Annotated in this window: 12 protein-coding genes; 6 read left to right on the top strand and 6 right to left on the bottom strand. The window is 74.0% G+C overall.

The window, feature by feature from the left end:
• Window positions 1–21: 21 nt before the first annotated feature.
• On the bottom strand, window positions 22–1,839 hold the full coding sequence (locus PLJ28_RS01540) for an AMP-dependent synthetase/ligase (RefSeq protein ID WP_183523885.1): 1,818 nt from the start codon (window positions 1,837–1,839) through the stop codon (window positions 22–24).
• Between the two features lie 17 nt (window positions 1,840–1,856).
• Window positions 1,857–3,536, bottom strand: coding sequence for a dolichyl-phosphate-mannose--protein mannosyltransferase (locus PLJ28_RS01535; protein WP_183523900.1), 1,680 nt, complete (start codon window positions 3,534–3,536; stop codon window positions 1,857–1,859).
• Window positions 3,537–3,590: 54 nt separating this feature from the next.
• Here PLJ28_RS01535 and rsmI point away from each other — a divergent pair, with 54 nt between their 5' ends.
• Window positions 3,591–4,445, top strand: coding sequence for a 16S rRNA (cytidine(1402)-2'-O)-methyltransferase (gene rsmI / locus PLJ28_RS01530; RefSeq protein WP_183523903.1), 855 nt, complete (start codon window positions 3,591–3,593; stop codon window positions 4,443–4,445).
• 162 nt (window positions 4,446–4,607) lie between these two features.
• On the top strand, window positions 4,608–6,092 hold the full coding sequence (locus tag PLJ28_RS01525; RefSeq protein ID WP_183523906.1) for an NAD-dependent succinate-semialdehyde dehydrogenase: 1,485 nt from the start codon (window positions 4,608–4,610) through the stop codon (window positions 6,090–6,092).
• A 90-nt stretch (window positions 6,093–6,182) separates the two neighbouring features.
• Here the strand turns inward: PLJ28_RS01525 and PLJ28_RS01520 are convergent, their stop codons facing one another.
• From PLJ28_RS01520 to PLJ28_RS01510, 3 genes are read right to left on the bottom strand one after another with little or no spacing between them, the layout of a single operon-like run.
• The gene (locus PLJ28_RS01520) at window positions 6,183–8,714 is read right to left on the bottom strand and encodes a transglutaminase TgpA family protein (RefSeq protein ID WP_324589848.1); all 2,532 of its coding nucleotides are present in this window, start codon (window positions 8,712–8,714) and stop codon (window positions 6,183–6,185) included.
• On the bottom strand, window positions 8,711–9,835 hold the full coding sequence (locus PLJ28_RS01515) for a DUF58 domain-containing protein (protein ID WP_298044763.1): 1,125 nt from the start codon (window positions 9,833–9,835) through the stop codon (window positions 8,711–8,713). The genes PLJ28_RS01520 and PLJ28_RS01515 overlap by 4 nt, the downstream gene beginning before the upstream one ends.
• 14 nt (window positions 9,836–9,849) lie before the next feature.
• Window positions 9,850–10,836: an AAA family ATPase gene (locus PLJ28_RS01510; RefSeq protein ID WP_183523915.1), complete on the bottom strand. Its 987-nt coding sequence runs from the start codon at window positions 10,834–10,836 to the stop codon at window positions 9,850–9,852.
• 264 nt (window positions 10,837–11,100) lie between these two features.
• Between PLJ28_RS01510 and PLJ28_RS01505 the strand changes: the two genes are divergently transcribed.
• Window positions 11,101–11,712 carry a 50S ribosomal protein L25/general stress protein Ctc gene (locus tag PLJ28_RS01505; RefSeq protein ID WP_183523918.1) on the top strand — a complete coding sequence of 204 codons (612 nt, stop codon included), beginning with the start codon at window positions 11,101–11,103 and terminating at the stop codon, window positions 11,710–11,712.
• A gap of 8 nt (window positions 11,713–11,720) precedes the next feature.
• A complete protein-coding gene (gene pth / locus PLJ28_RS01500; protein WP_183523921.1) occupies window positions 11,721–12,353 on the top strand; it encodes an aminoacyl-tRNA hydrolase in 633 nt (210 codons plus the stop codon).
• A gap of 61 nt (window positions 12,354–12,414) precedes the next feature.
• Here the strand turns inward: pth and PLJ28_RS01495 are convergent, their stop codons facing one another.
• Window positions 12,415–13,029, bottom strand: a complete 615-nt coding sequence (locus PLJ28_RS01495; protein WP_183523924.1) for an arsenate-mycothiol transferase ArsC — start codon at window positions 13,027–13,029, stop codon at window positions 12,415–12,417.
• Between the two features lie 88 nt (window positions 13,030–13,117).
• Between PLJ28_RS01495 and PLJ28_RS01490 the strand changes: the two genes are divergently transcribed.
• Entirely contained in the window at window positions 13,118–14,137 is a 1,020-nt protein-coding gene (locus PLJ28_RS01490) for a TatD family hydrolase (protein ID WP_255459391.1), read from the top strand.
• A 173-nt stretch (window positions 14,138–14,310) separates the two neighbouring features.
• Entirely contained in the window at window positions 14,311–15,345 is a 1,035-nt protein-coding gene (locus PLJ28_RS01485; RefSeq protein WP_183523927.1) for a resuscitation-promoting factor, read from the top strand.
• The last annotated feature ends 7 nt before the right edge of the window (window positions 15,346–15,352 follow it).

Genomic DNA, 15,352 nt, shown 5'->3' with positions numbered 1-15,352 from the left:
GGACAGGCCGGGCCCGGGGGATCAGTCCGCCCGGTAGAGGTCCTCGATGGCGGCGGCGTAGTCGTCCATGACGACCTTGCGCTGCAGCTTCAGGGAGGGGGTCAGGTGGCCGGACTCCTCGGTGAGCTCGGTGTCGAGGATGAGGAACCGGCGCACGGACTCGGCGCGGGAGACCTGTTCGTTGGCCGCGTCCACCACCTTCTGCACCTCGTCCCGTACCCGCGGGTCCGTGCAGGCCTCCTGCAGGGTCGGCGCCGGCAGGCCCTGGGCGGTCGCCCACTGGGACAGCCCGTCGGGATCCAGGGTGACCAGCGCGCCCACGTACGGCCGCCCGTCGCCGACCACGACCACCTGGGAGACCACCCCGGAGGACCGGATGGCCTCCTCCAGCGGGGTGGGGTAGACGTTCTTGCCGCCGGCGGTGACGATGATCTCCTTCTTCCGCCCGGTGACGTAGAGGAAGCCGTCCTCGTCCAGCCGCCCGATGTCCCCGGACCGGAAGAACCCGTCGGCGTCGAAGGCGGCGGCGGTCTCCTCCGGCAGCCGGTGGTATCCGTCGAACACGATGGGGCCCTTGATGAGGATCTCCCGGTCGTCGGCGATCCGGATGGTGGTGCCGGGCACCGGCAGCCCCACCGAGCCCACCCGCGTGTGGCCGGGGATGTTGAGGGTGGCCGGGGCCGTGGTCTCGGTCAGGCCGTAGCCCTCCTGCATGCCCAGTCCCGCGCCGCGGAAGAAGTGGGCGAGCTCGGGGTTCAGCGCGCTCGCCCCGGAGACGGTGTACTTCGCCGCCCCGCCCAGGATGGCCCGGATCCTGGGGTACACGAGCCGGTCGAACAGGGCGTGCCGGGCCCTCAGCAGCGCGCCCGGGCCGTTGCCCTCGCCGCGGGCCTGGGAGTCCAGCGCCTCGGAGTACTCGACCGCCGTGCGCCGGGCGGCCGCGAAGACCTTCTCGGTGCCACCCTCGCGGGCCTTGGCGGCGGCGCCGGCGTCGAGCTTCTCGAACACCCGCGGCACGGCCAGCAGCCAGGTGGGGTGGAAGGAGGCCAGGTCGGCGGTGAGCGTCTTCAGGTCCGAGGCGTGGGCGATCTGGATGCCGCCGACGAGGCAGACGTACTGCACGGCGTGGGCGAGCACGTGGGCCAGCGGCAGGAACATCAGGGTGCGCTGCTCACCCCCGCCCACGATCTGCTCTGCGAAGGGCAGCAGGTTCACCGCGCCCACGGCGAAGTTGCCGTGCGTGATCCGGGTGCCCTTCGGCCGCCCGGTGGTCCCGGAGGTGTACACGAGCGAGGCGAGGTCGGCCAGCGTGGCGCTCGAGCGCGCGGCCTCCAGCGCCGCGTCCGTCACGCCCCGCCCGGCCTCGGCCAGTGCGGCGAGCCCGGCGGCGTCCAGGAACTCGATGCCCACCTCGACGCCGGCCAGTGCGGCCGCCCGCCGCACGGCGTCGGCCTGGCGGTCGGCCGCCGTGAACACCAGCCGGGTGCCCGAGTCCGTCAGGATGTGCTGGACCTGGTGCGGGGAGGACGTCTCGTACACCGGCACGGAGGCGGCCCCGGCGAACCAGATGGCCTGGTCGATCACGGCCCACTCGTAGCTCGTGGGGGCCATGATCCCCACCATGGACCCCGGCTCCACGCCCCGGGCGATCAGCCCCTTCGCCACCGCGCGCACCTGCTCCAGGAAGGCCGCGTAGGACACGTCCACCCAGCCGCCGGCACCGTTGCGCACCGCGTACGCGGGGGAGTGGGGGCGGGCGGCCGCCACGGCCAGGACATGGTCGGTGGCATTGGTCTCGGCCGGGAGGTCGGCGACCCGGTCCGTGCTGGCTTCTAGCATGCCCCGATGCTATCGGCTCAGATCCAGCTGCTCATCCACATGCGTGCCCGCCACTGCTCATAGGGGATCATCTCCCCGGTCCAGACGGGCATGAAGAACGCGCTGGTCAGCACGGCCACCAGGACGAACGACAGCACCAGGACGGTGTTCCGGCGGCGGTTCACCGGCCCGCCCAGGCGCAGCAGCGCCCCCAGGCACAGGGTGACGGCCAGCACGAGGAAGGGGGCGTAGGCCACCGTGTAGAAGAAGAACATGGTGCGGTCCGGCCAGAGGAACCAGACCAGCTGGCCTGCGGCGTAGGCGCCCAGGATCGCCCCGGCCCGCCAGTCACGGCGGCCCAGCCAGATGAGCACCAGGGCCAGGACGGCCAGCAGGCCGGCCCACCAGATCACCGGGTTCGCCAGGTCGGTGATCGCCGCGGAACAGGTCTCGACCGGGCAGCCGGCCGCACCGTCGTCGTACCCCTGATAGTAGAAGGAGGTGGGCCGGCCCATGAACGGCCAGGTCCACGGGCTCGAGGCGTAGTCGTGGCCGGACTCCAGGCCGCCGTGGAACTGGGTGGACTGCCGGTGGTAGTCGGCCAGTGAGCGCAGCGCCCCGGGGACCAGGTGCTCCCACCACGCCACCGGCGGATGGCTCAGGTGCCACTGCCGGTTGTACCCGCCGGCCGTGACGAGCCACCCGGTCCAGGTGGCCAGGTAGGTGAGCGCGCCGACGCCGACCACGGCGACGAAGGCGTACAGGCCGTCCCGGACGATCCCGGCGCGCAGCCAGTGCCGGATCCCGGCCACCCGGCGGGCGTTGGCGTCCCACAGCACGCTCATCAGCCCGAACACCGCCACGAAGGCCAGCCCGGAGAGCTTCACCCCGCAGGCGGCGCCGAGCAGCACGCCGGCCACCAGCCGCCACGGGCGCCAGCCCAGCCAGGGTCCGTGGCGCCCCGCCCATGGCGGCGGCACCCCGCCGTGGCGGTCGGCGACGCCGGCCAGCCGGCGGGCGAGCAGGGCCCGGCCGTGCGCCCGGTCCAGCAGCAGCGCGCCGAAGGCGGCCAGCACGAAGAAGGACAGGAAGATGTCCAGCAGGCCGGTGCGGGAGAGCACCAGGTGGTGGCCCTCGACGGCCAGCAGCAGCCCGGCCACTCCGCCCAGGAACACCGAGCGGAAGAGCCGCTGGGCGATCAGGGCGGTCAGCAGCACGGACAGCGTCCCGGCGGCCGCCGCCGAGAACCGCCAGCCGACACCGTGGTCCGTGCCGAACCACAGCATGCCCAGGGCGATCAGCCACTTGCCCAGCGGCGGGTGCACCACGTACTCGGGAGAGTCCTCGGGCCGGGGATTCCCGGCGGCGAACTGCTCGTTGTGCTCCTCCGGCCAGTTCAGCTCGTAACCGGCCTGCAGCAGGGTGAAGGCGTCCTTGACGTAGTAGGTCTCGTCGAAGACCAACTGGTCGGGGTGGTCCAGCCGGGCCAGGCGCAGCACAGCGGCCACCAGTGTCACGGCCAGTGGGACGATCCAGCCCCAGTGGCCGGGGTGGAAGCGCTCCCCGAGCAGCCGCAGCCGCAGGGCGGACTCGGTGTACGCCTCGAGGGGGGTCTCCAGCCAGCGGTCACGCACGGGGGCCGGTTCCCGGCCCTCCGGCCGGGACGACGCCGCGGCGTCGGGCGCGGCCGACGGGGCGGAGTGCGGGGGCGGGAACACCCTGCCATGGTACGTGCAGGTCGGTGGGGGATCGCGGGCGCCTACGATGAGGGCATGGCTGATGCAGAGAACCCCGGTGGACGGATCGTGCTGGCGGCTACGCCCATCGGCAACCTCTCGGACGCCTCCGAGCACCTCAGGCACCTGCTGGCCACCGCGGACGTGGTGGCCGCCGAGGACACCCGCCGCGCCCACCACCTGGCCCAGGGCCTGGGCGTCAGGATCACCGGGAAGGTCGTCAGCCACCACGAGCACAACGAACGCGAGTCCACGCGGGAGCTGTTGGACGCCGCCCGGGACGGCGCCGTGGTGGCGGTCGTCACCGACGCCGGCATGCCGCTGGTCTCCGACCCCGGCTACCGGCTGGTCTCGACCGCGGCCCGGGAAGACGTGCCGGTGACCTGCGCGCCCGGCCCGAGCGCGGTGACCACCGCGCTGGCGCTGTCCGGACTGCCCACCGACCGCTTCGCCTTCGAGGGGTTCCTGCCGCGCAAGGAGGGGGAGCGCTCGCGACTGCTCACCGAGCTGTCCCGGGACGCCCGGACCCTGGTCTTCTTCGAGTCACCGCACCGCCTGGCCGCGACCCTGTCCTCCCTGCGGGAGGCCTTCGGGGCCGACCGCCCCGCCTGCGTGGCCCGGGAACTGACCAAGCTCCACGAGGAGGTGGTCCGGGACAGCCTCGAGGGCCTGCTCGAGTGGGCGGGCTCGAAGGACATCAGGGGCGAGATCGTCATCGTCACCGCCGGGGCCACCAGTGAGCCGGACACGGACACGGCCGGCCAGGTGGCCGACGTGGAGGTCCTCGTGGCCTCCGGCACCCGGCTCAAGGAGGCCGTGGCCACCGTGGCCGCAGCCCGCGGGGTGCCCAAGCGGGAGCTGTACGAGGCGGTCCTGGCCTCCCGGCAGTAGGGCCGAACAACGCCCCGACGGGCCCGCACAGTGCACCGGTGTCGCATTGTGACCTGTGCAGGATGGCCCCACGGGCGGCAGTAGTCTGAGGTGAACGGTCCCCGACGACGGCGACACCCGCCGCCGGCCGACCGAGCCGACCGACCGGAAATGAGGTTCCCCATGACTGTCACCGCCGAACGCGAGCAGGAACTGCTGCAGTCCGTCCCCACCGGCCTGCTGATCAACGGAGAGTGGCGGGACGCCAGCTCCGGCAAGACCCTGGACGTGCACGACCCGGCCACCGGCAAGGTCCTGCTCTCCATCCAGGACGGCAACTCGGACGATGCCCTGGCCGCCCTGGACGCCGCCGCCGCCGTGCAGGCCGAGTGGGCGCTGACCGCCCCGCGCGAACGCGCCGAGATCCTGCGCCGCGCCTTCGACCTGGTCACCGCCCGCGCCGAGGACTTCGCCCTGCTGATGACCCTGGAGATGGGCAAGCCGCTGGCCGAGGCCCGCGGTGAGGTCGCCTACGGCGCCGAGTTCCTGCGCTGGTTCTCCGAGGAGACGGTGCGCCACTACGGCCGCTACTTCACCTCGCCCGAGGGCAAGAACAAGATGATCGTGACGCACAAGCCCGTGGGCCCGTCGCTGCTGATCACCCCGTGGAACTTCCCGCTGGCCATGGCCACCCGCAAGGTCGCCCCGGCGGTGGCCGCCGGCTGCACCATGGTGCTCAAGCCCGCCAAGCTCACCCCGCTGACCTCCATGCTCTTCGCCCAGGTCATGCAGGAGGCGGGCCTGCCGGCCGGCGTGCTCAACGTCGTCGCCGGGTCCTCGGCCTCCGCGATCTCCGGGCCGCTGATGAAGGACTCCCGGCTGCGCAAGGTGTCCTTCACCGGATCCACCCCGGTCGGCGTGCGCCTGATGCAGGATGCCGCCCAGAACGTGCTGCGCACCTCGATGGAGCTCGGCGGCAACGCCCCGTTCCTGGTCTTCGAGGACGCCGACCTGGACGCCGCCGTCGAGGGGGCCATGGCCGCCAAGATGCGCAACATGGGCGAGGCCTGCACCGCCGCGAACCGCTTCATCGTGCACGAGGACGTGGCCGAGGAGTTCACGGCCAAGTTCGCCGCCGCACTGGCCGCATTGAACCCGGCCCGCGGCACCGAGCCGGACTCCACCGTGGGCCCGATCATCGACGGCGGCGCGCGGGACGACATCCACGCCCTGGTCCAGGAGTCCGTCGCGGCCGGCGGCGAGGTCGTCACCGGTGGCACCCCCAAGGAGGGCGAGGGCTTCTTCTACATCCCGACCCTGCTGTCCGTGGGCAAGGACAACCCAATCCTGTCCCAGGAGATCTTCGGCCCGGTGGCCCCCGTGACGACCTTCGCCACCGAGCAGGAGGCCATCGAGCTGGCCAACGCCTCCCAGTACGGCCTGGCGTCCTACATCTACACCAAGGACGTCAACACGATGTTCCGGGTCTCCGAGCAGATCGAGTTCGGCCTGGTCGGCTTCAACGCGGGCGTCATCTCCAACGCCTCCGCCCCGTTCGGCGGCGTGAAGCAGTCGGGCCTGGGGCGCGAGGGCGGCGCCGAGGGCATCGAGGAGTACACCACGGTGCAGTACATCGGCATCGCCGACCCCTACGCCGCGAAGAAGTAGTCCGGCCCCTCCACAGTCCCGCACACGGCACGGGCCCGGCTTCGGCCGGGCCCGTGCCGTGTGCGGGCACCGACGCTGGGGTGCACCCGGTCACCCGCGCCCGTTGCGCTCCCTGGTCCAGTCGAGCCAGCCCGGCCAATCGGGCCGGGCGGGTGATCCGGGCCGGCCCGGGGCGGGCAGCAGCGACGCCGGCAGCCACCGGGCCCGGCGCCGGATGGCCGGGTCCGCGGCCTGCTCCAGGGCGGTGACGAGCGCCCGGACCCGCCCCACCGTCCCGGGCACCGTCGTGGGGGCGGGCGAGGCGTCCGGGGCGTAGCGGGCCCATGAGATGGCGTCGACGATCGCCTCGACCTCCTTGTCCACGGCCGCCACGGTGGCGGTGGCGGCGGCCCCACTCCTGCCGTCCGGCCGGGCCCCGTCCCGGGTGCTCCGGCCCGCCAGCCGGTGCGCGAACGCCGGTTCGGGCTCGTACGCCCGGCGCCCCAGGCCCAGGTCCGTCGCGGTGTCCTCCAGTTCCTGCCACGCGTCCCGGACCCGCCGGCGCATCCGCCGCGCATCGGCCGCGGGGTCCGGTCCGTCGATCGCCCCCGGTGCCGGGCCCTGCACCTGCCCGGTGCGGGCGCCGAGCCGCCGACGCCGCCGTCGGGCACGGAGCCAGCGGGGCAGCACGGCCAGTCCGGCCAGGGCCGCCGCCAGCGTCAGGCCGAGCACCATCGAGCCGACCGTCCGGTCGACGCGGGCCGCGCCGTCCCGCCCCGCAGAGCCCGCTCCCTCCCCGCCGGATCCGGACGCGGGGAGGGGCGCGTTCGGCGACGCGGCCGTTCCGGGCAGCCTGGGGTCGGCCTCGGGCGTCGGGTCACCGGACCCCTGGGCCTGCGTGTAGCTGGGGGTCCGTCCCACCCCCGGGGTGGGCTCGAAGGGGACCCACCCGACGCCGTTCAGGTACAGCTCCGGCCAGGAGTGCGCCCGGTCCGAGGTCACCCGGTGCTGCGTCCCGGTGCCCGGGGTCGCGGCGACGGGTGCGTAGCCCACCACCACCCGGGCGGGGATGCCCACGGACTGGGCCATCATGGTCATCGCGGAGGCGTAGTGGATGCAGTATCCGGCCCCGGCCTCGAGGAATTGCTCCGTCATCCGGAGTCCCGAGCCGTCGTAGCCCCGCTCCACGGGGGCGGTCTCGGAGTAGGTGAAGCGCCCGGAGGTCAGGTGCGCCTGGATGGCGGCGGCCTGCTCCACGGGGTTGGTCATCCCGGCGGTGACCTCCTGGGCCAGGGCCTCGACCCGGGAGCCCTCCAGCTCCGGTCCGGAGCCCCAGCGGTTGTAGATGCCCTGCGGGGCGCCCGGGCGGGTCAGCGAGGCCAGCTCCTCCAGGCCCATCCGCACGGGGACGACGGCGGCCCGGTAGTCGAGCTCCACCGGAGTCGACTCCCGGCGGTAGGCGACGGAGGTGGACGGTTCCACCTGCCAGCCCCAGTCGCCCACGACCCGGTCCACGCGCCAGACCTGGTCCGGCAGCGGGGCCCAGTTCCCGGACCAGTCGTCCAGGGACAGGCTCACCACCGACCACGGACCGTCCCCACCGGCGGCGGCCTGCGCCAGGAGCCGGTCCGAACCGCCGGCCAGCCGCGCACCGGCGGGGTCGAAGCCCGTGATCGTGGGCGGCCCCGAGTACTGGGGCGGCACGGCCTCCCAGGGTGAGTCCTGGACATCTTCCACCACCGCGGTGCGCAGGTAGACGCCCCGGCCGTCCTCGGTCTCGTAGCGGATCCCGGCGTACCCGGTGGAGCTGCGCAGCTCGCGGCCGAGATCGGCGGCCGGGTTCACCGGGCCCGCACCCTGGCCGAGCACGAAGCGCTGCCCCTCGGGGGCCAGCCCGGTGGCCAGGAACGGCACCTGGGTGGCTCCGGCCACCAGGGCGGCCACGGCCGCCGCGCCGGTCGCCACCGTGCCGGCCGGCCAGGAGGCGCCACCGGCCGGCCGGTCGGACTCCGGGCGGGCCCCGGGGGCGGGCGCCTCGTGGATCAGGGACAGCAGGGAGTCGCTGCCCACCGCCAGCAGGGCCAGCCAGGCCCCGGCGGCGATGGCCAGGGCCGGCCACGGGGTCACCCCCGCCGTGATCACGGCCGCACCCCCGATCAGGGCCAGCGGCGGGATCCCGGCGATCGCGGGGGAGCGCAACCCGACGGCGATCGCGTCGGTCACCAGGGCGGTCAGTGCCAGGACCGCCCCGACGGCGGCCAGCGCCGGATCCGTGGGCGTCACCGGGACGGTGTCCGTCCAGATGGTCTCGCGCAGCTCCGCGGCCGAGGCGGCGATCGCCCCCGCCGTCTCCTGCTGGGGCAGCAGTCCCGCCAGGAGCGTCTCGGGCCACCACTGCAGGCACCAGGCCCCGGCGGCGACCGCGAGCCCCACCAGCAGGGGGCGGAGCACCCGGCCTCCGAGGGAGCGGACGGTGGCGGCCCCGGCCAGTCCCAGGACGGCCGGCACGGACGAGGGCGGCAACCAGGCCGCGGGCGGGGCATCGAACACGGCGCCCAGGGACAGCGCGGCGGCGACCACCAGGGCACCGGTGAGGGCGGCCAGCAGCCAGGCGGCCCCGGCCCGGGACAGCACGCCGGTCATGTCCGGACCCCCGCCACCAGCCAGCCGTCCTGCTCGAGCGCGGCGGCGGGCCCTACCGGTCCGGCGGGCCCGACCGGCACGGCCTCACCGGCCCCGAACAGCAGGGCCACGCGGTGCAGGGTGCGGGGCAGGGTGACCATGACCGGCACGTCCTGCCCGACCGCGGTGCCCAGCAGGGCGATGACGGTGGTGACCTGGGAGGGCAGGGCGGCGGTCCAGGCCGCCTCCCGGAGCGCCGGTTCGAGCACGGCGGCGGCCAGCTCGGGCTCCAGCCGGTTGCCGTCCTGGTCCATCAGCAGCACGTGGTGGCCGGAGGAGTGCAACCGGTCGATGACCGCCGCGGCCACGCTGACCGCCCGTTCGAACGCCGCGGACGTCGTCCAGCCCCGGCCCGCCCCGCCGTCCACCTGGTGCCGGCCGGTGGCGAAGGAGACTGCCCGGCAGTCCAGGACCACCACGGTCCAGGGGTCGTGCGCCCACTCCTCCTGGCGCACCATGAGCCGTCCGGTGCGGGCGGTGGCACCCCAGTGCACCCGCGTCAGGGCGTCCCCGTCCCGGTGGTCCCGCACGAGCAGGTCATCCGGGGCCGCCTCGCTGCCGAGCAGGTCCGCCGCGTCGTGCTCCCCGGTCCCGGCCCGCAGGACCCCGTCCAGTGCCTCGTCGTCCAGCGGCTGGGGCAGCACCCGCACCCGGCTCGTGGCCGCCACCGGTGCGCTCCCGGTCCACAGGCCGAACGGGCCGCGCAGGTGCGTCAGGGCCGGGCCGACGTCGTACACCCCCCGCCGGGGTGCCGGCCACCGGTAACCACCGGACGGCACCGGGACCGGGGCGCGGCCGGGCAGCGCGTCCCTGAGGCCGGGCACCACGCCCGAGAACGTCACCCGCACGTCGCCCCCGGCCACGAGGACCCGGGGGGACACCGTGCGCACCAACCGGGTCCGGCGGGCCAGGTGCGCGTGCACGGCCAGCGCGGCCAGGGAGGCGGCGAGGAGCGCGGCCAGGAACAGCCCGATCGCGATGGCCTCCCGCCGTCCCAGGACCAGCCCGCCGAGCACCAGCACCGCGGCGGCCACCCCGATGGCCAGCCCCCGCGTCGTCGGCTTCAGCGGACCGGTGCCCATCGTCCCACCCGGTCTCAGACGCCGGCCGGGACGGCCACGGAGTGCAGGATGCGGTCGGTGACCGCCTCGGCCTCCGCGGCGTCGTGCGCGGACCGGCGCCGCAGCATCAACCGGTGCGGGAACACCACCCCCACGACGTCGGTCACGTCCTGCGGCGTCACGTAGGACCGGCCGTTCAGCGCGGCCTCGGCCTTGGCCGCCCGGGTGAGCTGCAGCAGGGACCGGGGGCTGGCTCCCACCAGCACGTCCGCGTGCTGCCGGCTGGCCCGGCCCAGGGCCACCACGTACCGGGCCACGGGCTCGGAGACGTGCACCCGGGAGACGGCCTCGATCATCTGCAACACGTCGTCGGTGGACGTGACCGGGGCGAGCCGGTTGACGGGAGCGGCCGAGGGCAGCGGACCGTGGTGGGTGCGCAGCATCTGCAGTTCGGCGTCCTCGTCCGGATAGCCCATGGTGATCCGGGCCATGAACCGGTCCCGCTGTGCCTCCGGCAGGGGGTAGGTGCCCTCGGACTCGACCGGGTTCTGGGTCGCCACCACCATGAACGGCTCGTCCAGCCGGTGGGTGGTGCCGTCCACGGTGACCTGGTGTTCCTCCATGCACTCCAGCAGGGCGGACTGGGTCTTGGCGGAGGCCCGGTTGATCTCGTCGCCGATCACGACGTTGGCGAACACCGCCCCGGCCCGGAACTCGAAGGTGTGCCGGTCCTGGTTGAACACGGAGACCCCCGTGACGTCCGAGGGCAGCAGGTCCGGGGTGAACTGGATGCGGTTGACGGTGCCGCCCACGGTCCGCGCCAGGGCCTTGGCCAGCAGGGTCTTGCCCACGCCGGGGACGTCCTCCACCAGCAGGTGGCCGCCGGCCAGCAGGACCAGGACGGCCGTGCGGACCGCCCGGTGCTTGCCGTCCACCACGGAGTCCATGGCCGAGAGCATGGCGGCGGTGGTGGCCGTCAGCCGCTCACCACCGGCCTCCCAGTCCTGCTGCGGGTTCTCCACGGGTCCTCCTGGGGATAGGGGTGCGGACACCACGGCCGGGTCGTTCCGCCAGCCTACTGGCACCACTGGTAGGATGGTCGGCGTTGCCCAGGCGAGGGAGCGTCCCGCTCCGTGATCGACGAGGCCGCCGCACCTCCTGGACCGTCGTCCCGGTGGGTCCAGTCCAGACTCCCGGCCGGTCCGCGCGAGGGGATGCGGCGAAGTCCTGCCTGGAAGGCCCGTTCCACCGACGGTGGAGTGGAGAGCGAGTACAGGAGGAGAACCATGAGCGACATGATCAAGATCCAGGTCACCCTGCGTGACGACTTCGGCAAGGGTGCCGCGCGCCAGGCCCGCCGCGCCGGCCAGATCCCGGCCGTCGTCTACGGCCACGGCACCGACCCGGTCCACATCCTGATGCCGGCCCAGCAGACCACGCTGGCCGTCCGCAACCCGAACGCCCTGCTGACGCTGGTGCACGACGGCGAGGAGCACCTCGTGCTGCCGAAGGACATCCAGCGCAACTTCATCAAGCAGACCGTCGACCACCTCGACCTGCTCGTGGTGCGCAAGGGCGAGAAGGTCGTCGTGGACGTGCCCGTGCACGTCGAGGGCGAGGCCGCCCCGAACACCGTGTTCAACCTCGAGGAGGCCACCGTGCCGGTGCTGGCCGAGGCCACCCACCTGCCGGACAACGTCACCATCGTCATCGAGGGCCGCGCCGCGGGCGAGCACGTCTACGGCCGCGACATCCAGCTGCCGGCCGGCACCACCCTGGAGCTCGAGGACGACTACGTCATCGCCACCATCTCCGAGCCCACCGTCCAGGACCTGGGCGAGACCGGTGAGGGCGAGGCGGCGGCCGAGGGCGCCTCCGAGGCCCCGGCCGAGGGCTGATCGACCCGATGACCGTGCAGGGTACCTCGTCGTCGGCGGCCGGTTCCGGCGGTGCGTCGGCGACGTGGCTCGTGGTCGGGCTCGGCAACCCCGGGCCCGACTACGCCCGCACCCGGCACAACGTCGGCCAGATGGTCGTGGACGAGCTGGCCGGGCGCTTCGGCACCGGACTGACCGCGCACAAGGCCGGCGCCGCCGTCGGGACCGCGCACGTGCGTCCGGGCGGACCCAAGCTGATCCTGGCCAAGCCGGCCAGCTACATGAACGTGTCAGGGCGCCCGGTGGGCGCCCTGGCGCGGTTCTACTCGATCCGGCCCGAGCACCTGATCGTGGTGCACGACGAGCTGGACATCCCCTTCGACACCCTGCGCCTGAAGACCGGTGGAGGCGAGGGCGGGCACAACGGCCTGAAGTCCATCTCCCAGGTGCTCGGCACCCGGGACTACCCCCGGGTGAGGGTCGGGATCGGCCGGCCTCCCGGGCGCCAGCCGGCCGCGGACTACGTGCTGCGTCCGTTCACCGCGGCCGAGCGCGAGCTGCTGCCGCTGCACGTGGACCGGGCGGCCGACGCCGTGGTGGAACTGGTGGAGTCGGGCCTGGAGAAGGCCCAGCAGCGGTTCCACCCCGCGCCCGGGCGCTGAGCCGGCCGACGCCGGTCCGCCCCGCCGCCCGACCCTCAGTCCCGCCGTACCGCCCGGTCCCTCAGTCGCGGCGGGCCAGGCCGACCAGCAGGTCGGCGATGTGCTCGACGGCCGGTTCCAGTGCGGACGCCATCTCCGTGTAGGCGGTGTCCGCCTGGCCGTACGGGTCGGGCAGGTCGATCGTCGCCAGGGATCCGCGGACCCTGGGGCGATGACGCGAGACGTGCCGGGCCAGCGAGCGGACGTCCTCGGCCAGGGTGGTCGATCCCGCCGCCGGGGCGGGCCATGCCGGGATCTCCCCCGTGGCCATCGCCCGGGCCGCTGCCCCGAACTCGAGCATGGTGAAGGACCGGTTCAGCGCCGCCGGCGTCTCCCGCAGGATGACGGCCGAGTGGTCGGAGGTGGCGGCCAGGAGCAGGTCGGCCCCGCCCACGGCCCGCCCGGTCAGTTGCATGGGGGCATGGTCGGTGAGGGTCTGCAGCGAGCCGGCCCGCGGCAGGGCGTGGACCTGTGGCGGCACCGTGAGCCGCGGGTTGACCTGGGTGCCCGCCGAGACGACCCGGTACCGGCCCGGGGCGTCATGCTCCAGCCGACGGGCCAGCAGGTGGTGGCCGTAGGCGGAACGGCAGATGTTGCCCGTGCACACGAACAGGACGGTGGCCTGCGGTTCAGTCATCCGGCCATCGTATCGAGGGCGGCCGCGCCCGTCCGTCGGTGCCGACTCCCGCGGTCATGCGGCCCGGCCCGCGCCCTAGCATGAAGGCATGTCCACTCCTGACGACGTCCGCACCGCCCCGTCCACCGATCCCGCCGGCAGCGGTGATCGCGTCGGCCGCCCGGACGCAGCGGTCCCGGCGGCCTACCGTCCGGCCCCGGACGAGGAGCCCGGGGCGCCCGCCGTTCCCGGGGAACGCCGGCGCCAGCCCACCGAGGAGAAGTCGCGGCGCAAGCGGCGCCTGGAGTACCCGCCCGCCCCCGAACCGCTCACGGTGCCCGTGGTGGACAACCACACCCACCTGGACTTCCGTGACGGTCTCGTGACCGTGGACGTGCACCAGGCCATGGACGCGGCCGCGGCCGCCGGGGTGTCCGGTGCCGTCCAGGTCGGCTGCGACGTGGAGTCGGCCCGGTTCACCCTGGCGGCCATCGAGGCGGAGCCCCGACTGCTCGGGGCCGTGGCGATCCACCCCAACGACGCCGCCCGGCTGGCCGAGCGCGGACACCTCGAGGCCGCCCTGGAGCAGATCGAGCAGATGGCCGCCCACCCGCGGGTGCGGGCGGTGGGGGAGACCGGGCTGGACTACTACCGCACCGGGCCCGAGGGGGTCGGCTCCCAGCAGGAGGCGTTCCGGTGGCACCTTGACCTGGCCCACCGCCTCGGCAAGGCCGTCCAGATCCACGACCGCGACGCTCACGAGGACGTGGTGCGGATCCTGCTGGACACCCCGGACCTGCCGGAGAAGGTGGTGTTCCACTGCTTCTCCGGCGACGCGGCCCTGGCCCGGACCTGCAACGAGCACGGCTGGTACATGTCCTTCGCCGGCCCGGTGACCTTCGCCGCGAACGACGACCTCCGGGCCGCCCTGGCCGAGGCCCGGAAGGACCTGGTCCTGGTGGAGACGGACGCGCCCTTCCTGACCCCGCACCCTCATCGCGGCCGGCCGAACGCGCCCTATCTGGTGCCCCTGACGGTCCGGCGGATGGCCGAGGTCCGGGGCATGGAGGTCGACGCCCTCAGCGCGGCGATCGCGGCGAACACCCGGAGGGTCTACGGCGAGTTCTGAGGGCTGCACCGGCAGGCGGGAAAGGCGCGCTGACCACGCCGGTTCGTGACCAATTTGATATCTTTGTTATCCAGCCGTTATCGTAGATCACCAATTGGCCGGATCGGGCCGTCGGACGCCTGCCATGGGCCCGACCTGAACCCGTGCCCGGATGCGACGACGACTGGATATCCATGGCACGAGTGATGAAGGGCCGTCTGGCCAAGCTGATCGCCCAGGTGGCAACCCTCGCCCTGGTGATCGTGGGACTGGTGGCCCTCGTGTCCACCCAGCGCGGCGCCGAGGCCACCGCCTCCGCCGACGACGCGGCCCCGGCCTCCGCCACCGGTGCCGACGACGCCGATGCCGGGTCCCTGGGCTCCACCGTCCTGAACCTGGAGCGGGCCTCGCAGGTCGACGTGGTCCTGCCCAAGGCCGTCACCGTGAAGTCCGGCACGTTCGAGCGGGCCTTCGCCACCGGCGCCGCGACCGTCGAGCAGGCCCTGCGCCAGGGCAAGGTCGACTTCGACGGCAATGACCGCCTCTCTCCCGCCGGGGACACCCCCGTCACCTCCGGCATGACCGTCACCGTGCAGCGCGTGGACACCGCCACGACGACCACCGCGAAGGCCGTTCCGTTCGAGACCGTCAAGGTCCAGGACGAGGACCTGGCCCGCGGCAGGACCGAGGTCGTCGCCGAGGGCCGGGCCGGCAAGCAGGTCACCACGTGGACCGTCACCACCGTGGACGGCAAGGTCACCGGCCGCAAGGCCACCGCGACCGAGACCGTGCGCGAGCCGGTGGACCGTCGCATCGCCGTCGGCACCAAGGCCCCGGCCCCGAAGCCCGCCCCGCGGCAGGCCGCGCAGCCGACCCGCACCGAGGCGGCCGCATCCGCCCCGTCCAGCTCCTCCGCCGCCCGCCCGTCCGCTCCGCGCGAGACCACCCCCGCCCCCCGGCCCGAGCAGGCCTCCGCCCCCGCCTCGGGTGCCTGGCAGGCCCTGGCCGAGTGCGAGTCCGGCGGCAACTGGTCCATCAACACCGGCAACGGTTACTACGGCGGCCTGCAGTTCTCGGCCTCCTCCTGGGCCGGGGCCGGCGGCACCCGCTACGCACCGCTGCCGCACCAGGCCACGCCCGCCGAGCAGATCGCCACCGCCGAGGTGCTGCGCGCCAACGGCGGCTGGGGACACTGGCCCGCCTGCTCCTCCAAGCTCGGCCTGCGCTGATCCACGG

Origin of the sequence: Citricoccus sp. (assembly GCF_035445025.1) — a bacterium.
Taxonomy (GTDB): Bacteria; Actinomycetota; Actinomycetes; order Actinomycetales; family Micrococcaceae; genus Citricoccus.
This window is presented reverse-complemented; position numbering and strand designations above follow the sequence as displayed.

What these genes read in the sequence shown, in the direction of transcription:
- PLJ28_RS01540 (WP_183523885.1), bottom strand. Translation starts at nt 1,839, where the DNA reads ATGCTAGAAGCCAGCACGGACCGGGTCGCCGACCTCCCGGCCGAGACC.
- rsmI (WP_183523903.1), top strand. Translation starts at nt 3,591, where the DNA reads ATGGCTGATGCAGAGAACCCCGGTGGACGGATCGTGCTGGCGGCTACG.
- PLJ28_RS01525 (WP_183523906.1), top strand. Translation starts at nt 4,608, where the DNA reads ATGACTGTCACCGCCGAACGCGAGCAGGAACTGCTGCAGTCCGTCCCC.
- PLJ28_RS01520 (WP_324589848.1), bottom strand. Translation starts at nt 8,714, where the DNA reads ATGACCGGCGTGCTGTCCCGGGCCGGGGCCGCCTGGCTGCTGGCCGCC.
- PLJ28_RS01515 (WP_298044763.1), bottom strand. Translation starts at nt 9,835, where the DNA reads ATGGGCACCGGTCCGCTGAAGCCGACGACGCGGGGGCTGGCCATCGGG.
- PLJ28_RS01505 (WP_183523918.1), top strand. Translation starts at nt 11,101, where the DNA reads ATGAGCGACATGATCAAGATCCAGGTCACCCTGCGTGACGACTTCGGC.
- pth (WP_183523921.1), top strand. Translation starts at nt 11,721, where the DNA reads ATGACCGTGCAGGGTACCTCGTCGTCGGCGGCCGGTTCCGGCGGTGCG.
- PLJ28_RS01495 (WP_183523924.1), bottom strand. Translation starts at nt 13,029, where the DNA reads ATGACTGAACCGCAGGCCACCGTCCTGTTCGTGTGCACGGGCAACATC.
- PLJ28_RS01490 (WP_255459391.1), top strand. Translation starts at nt 13,118, where the DNA reads ATGTCCACTCCTGACGACGTCCGCACCGCCCCGTCCACCGATCCCGCC.
- PLJ28_RS01485 (WP_183523927.1), top strand. Translation starts at nt 14,311, where the DNA reads ATGGCACGAGTGATGAAGGGCCGTCTGGCCAAGCTGATCGCCCAGGTG.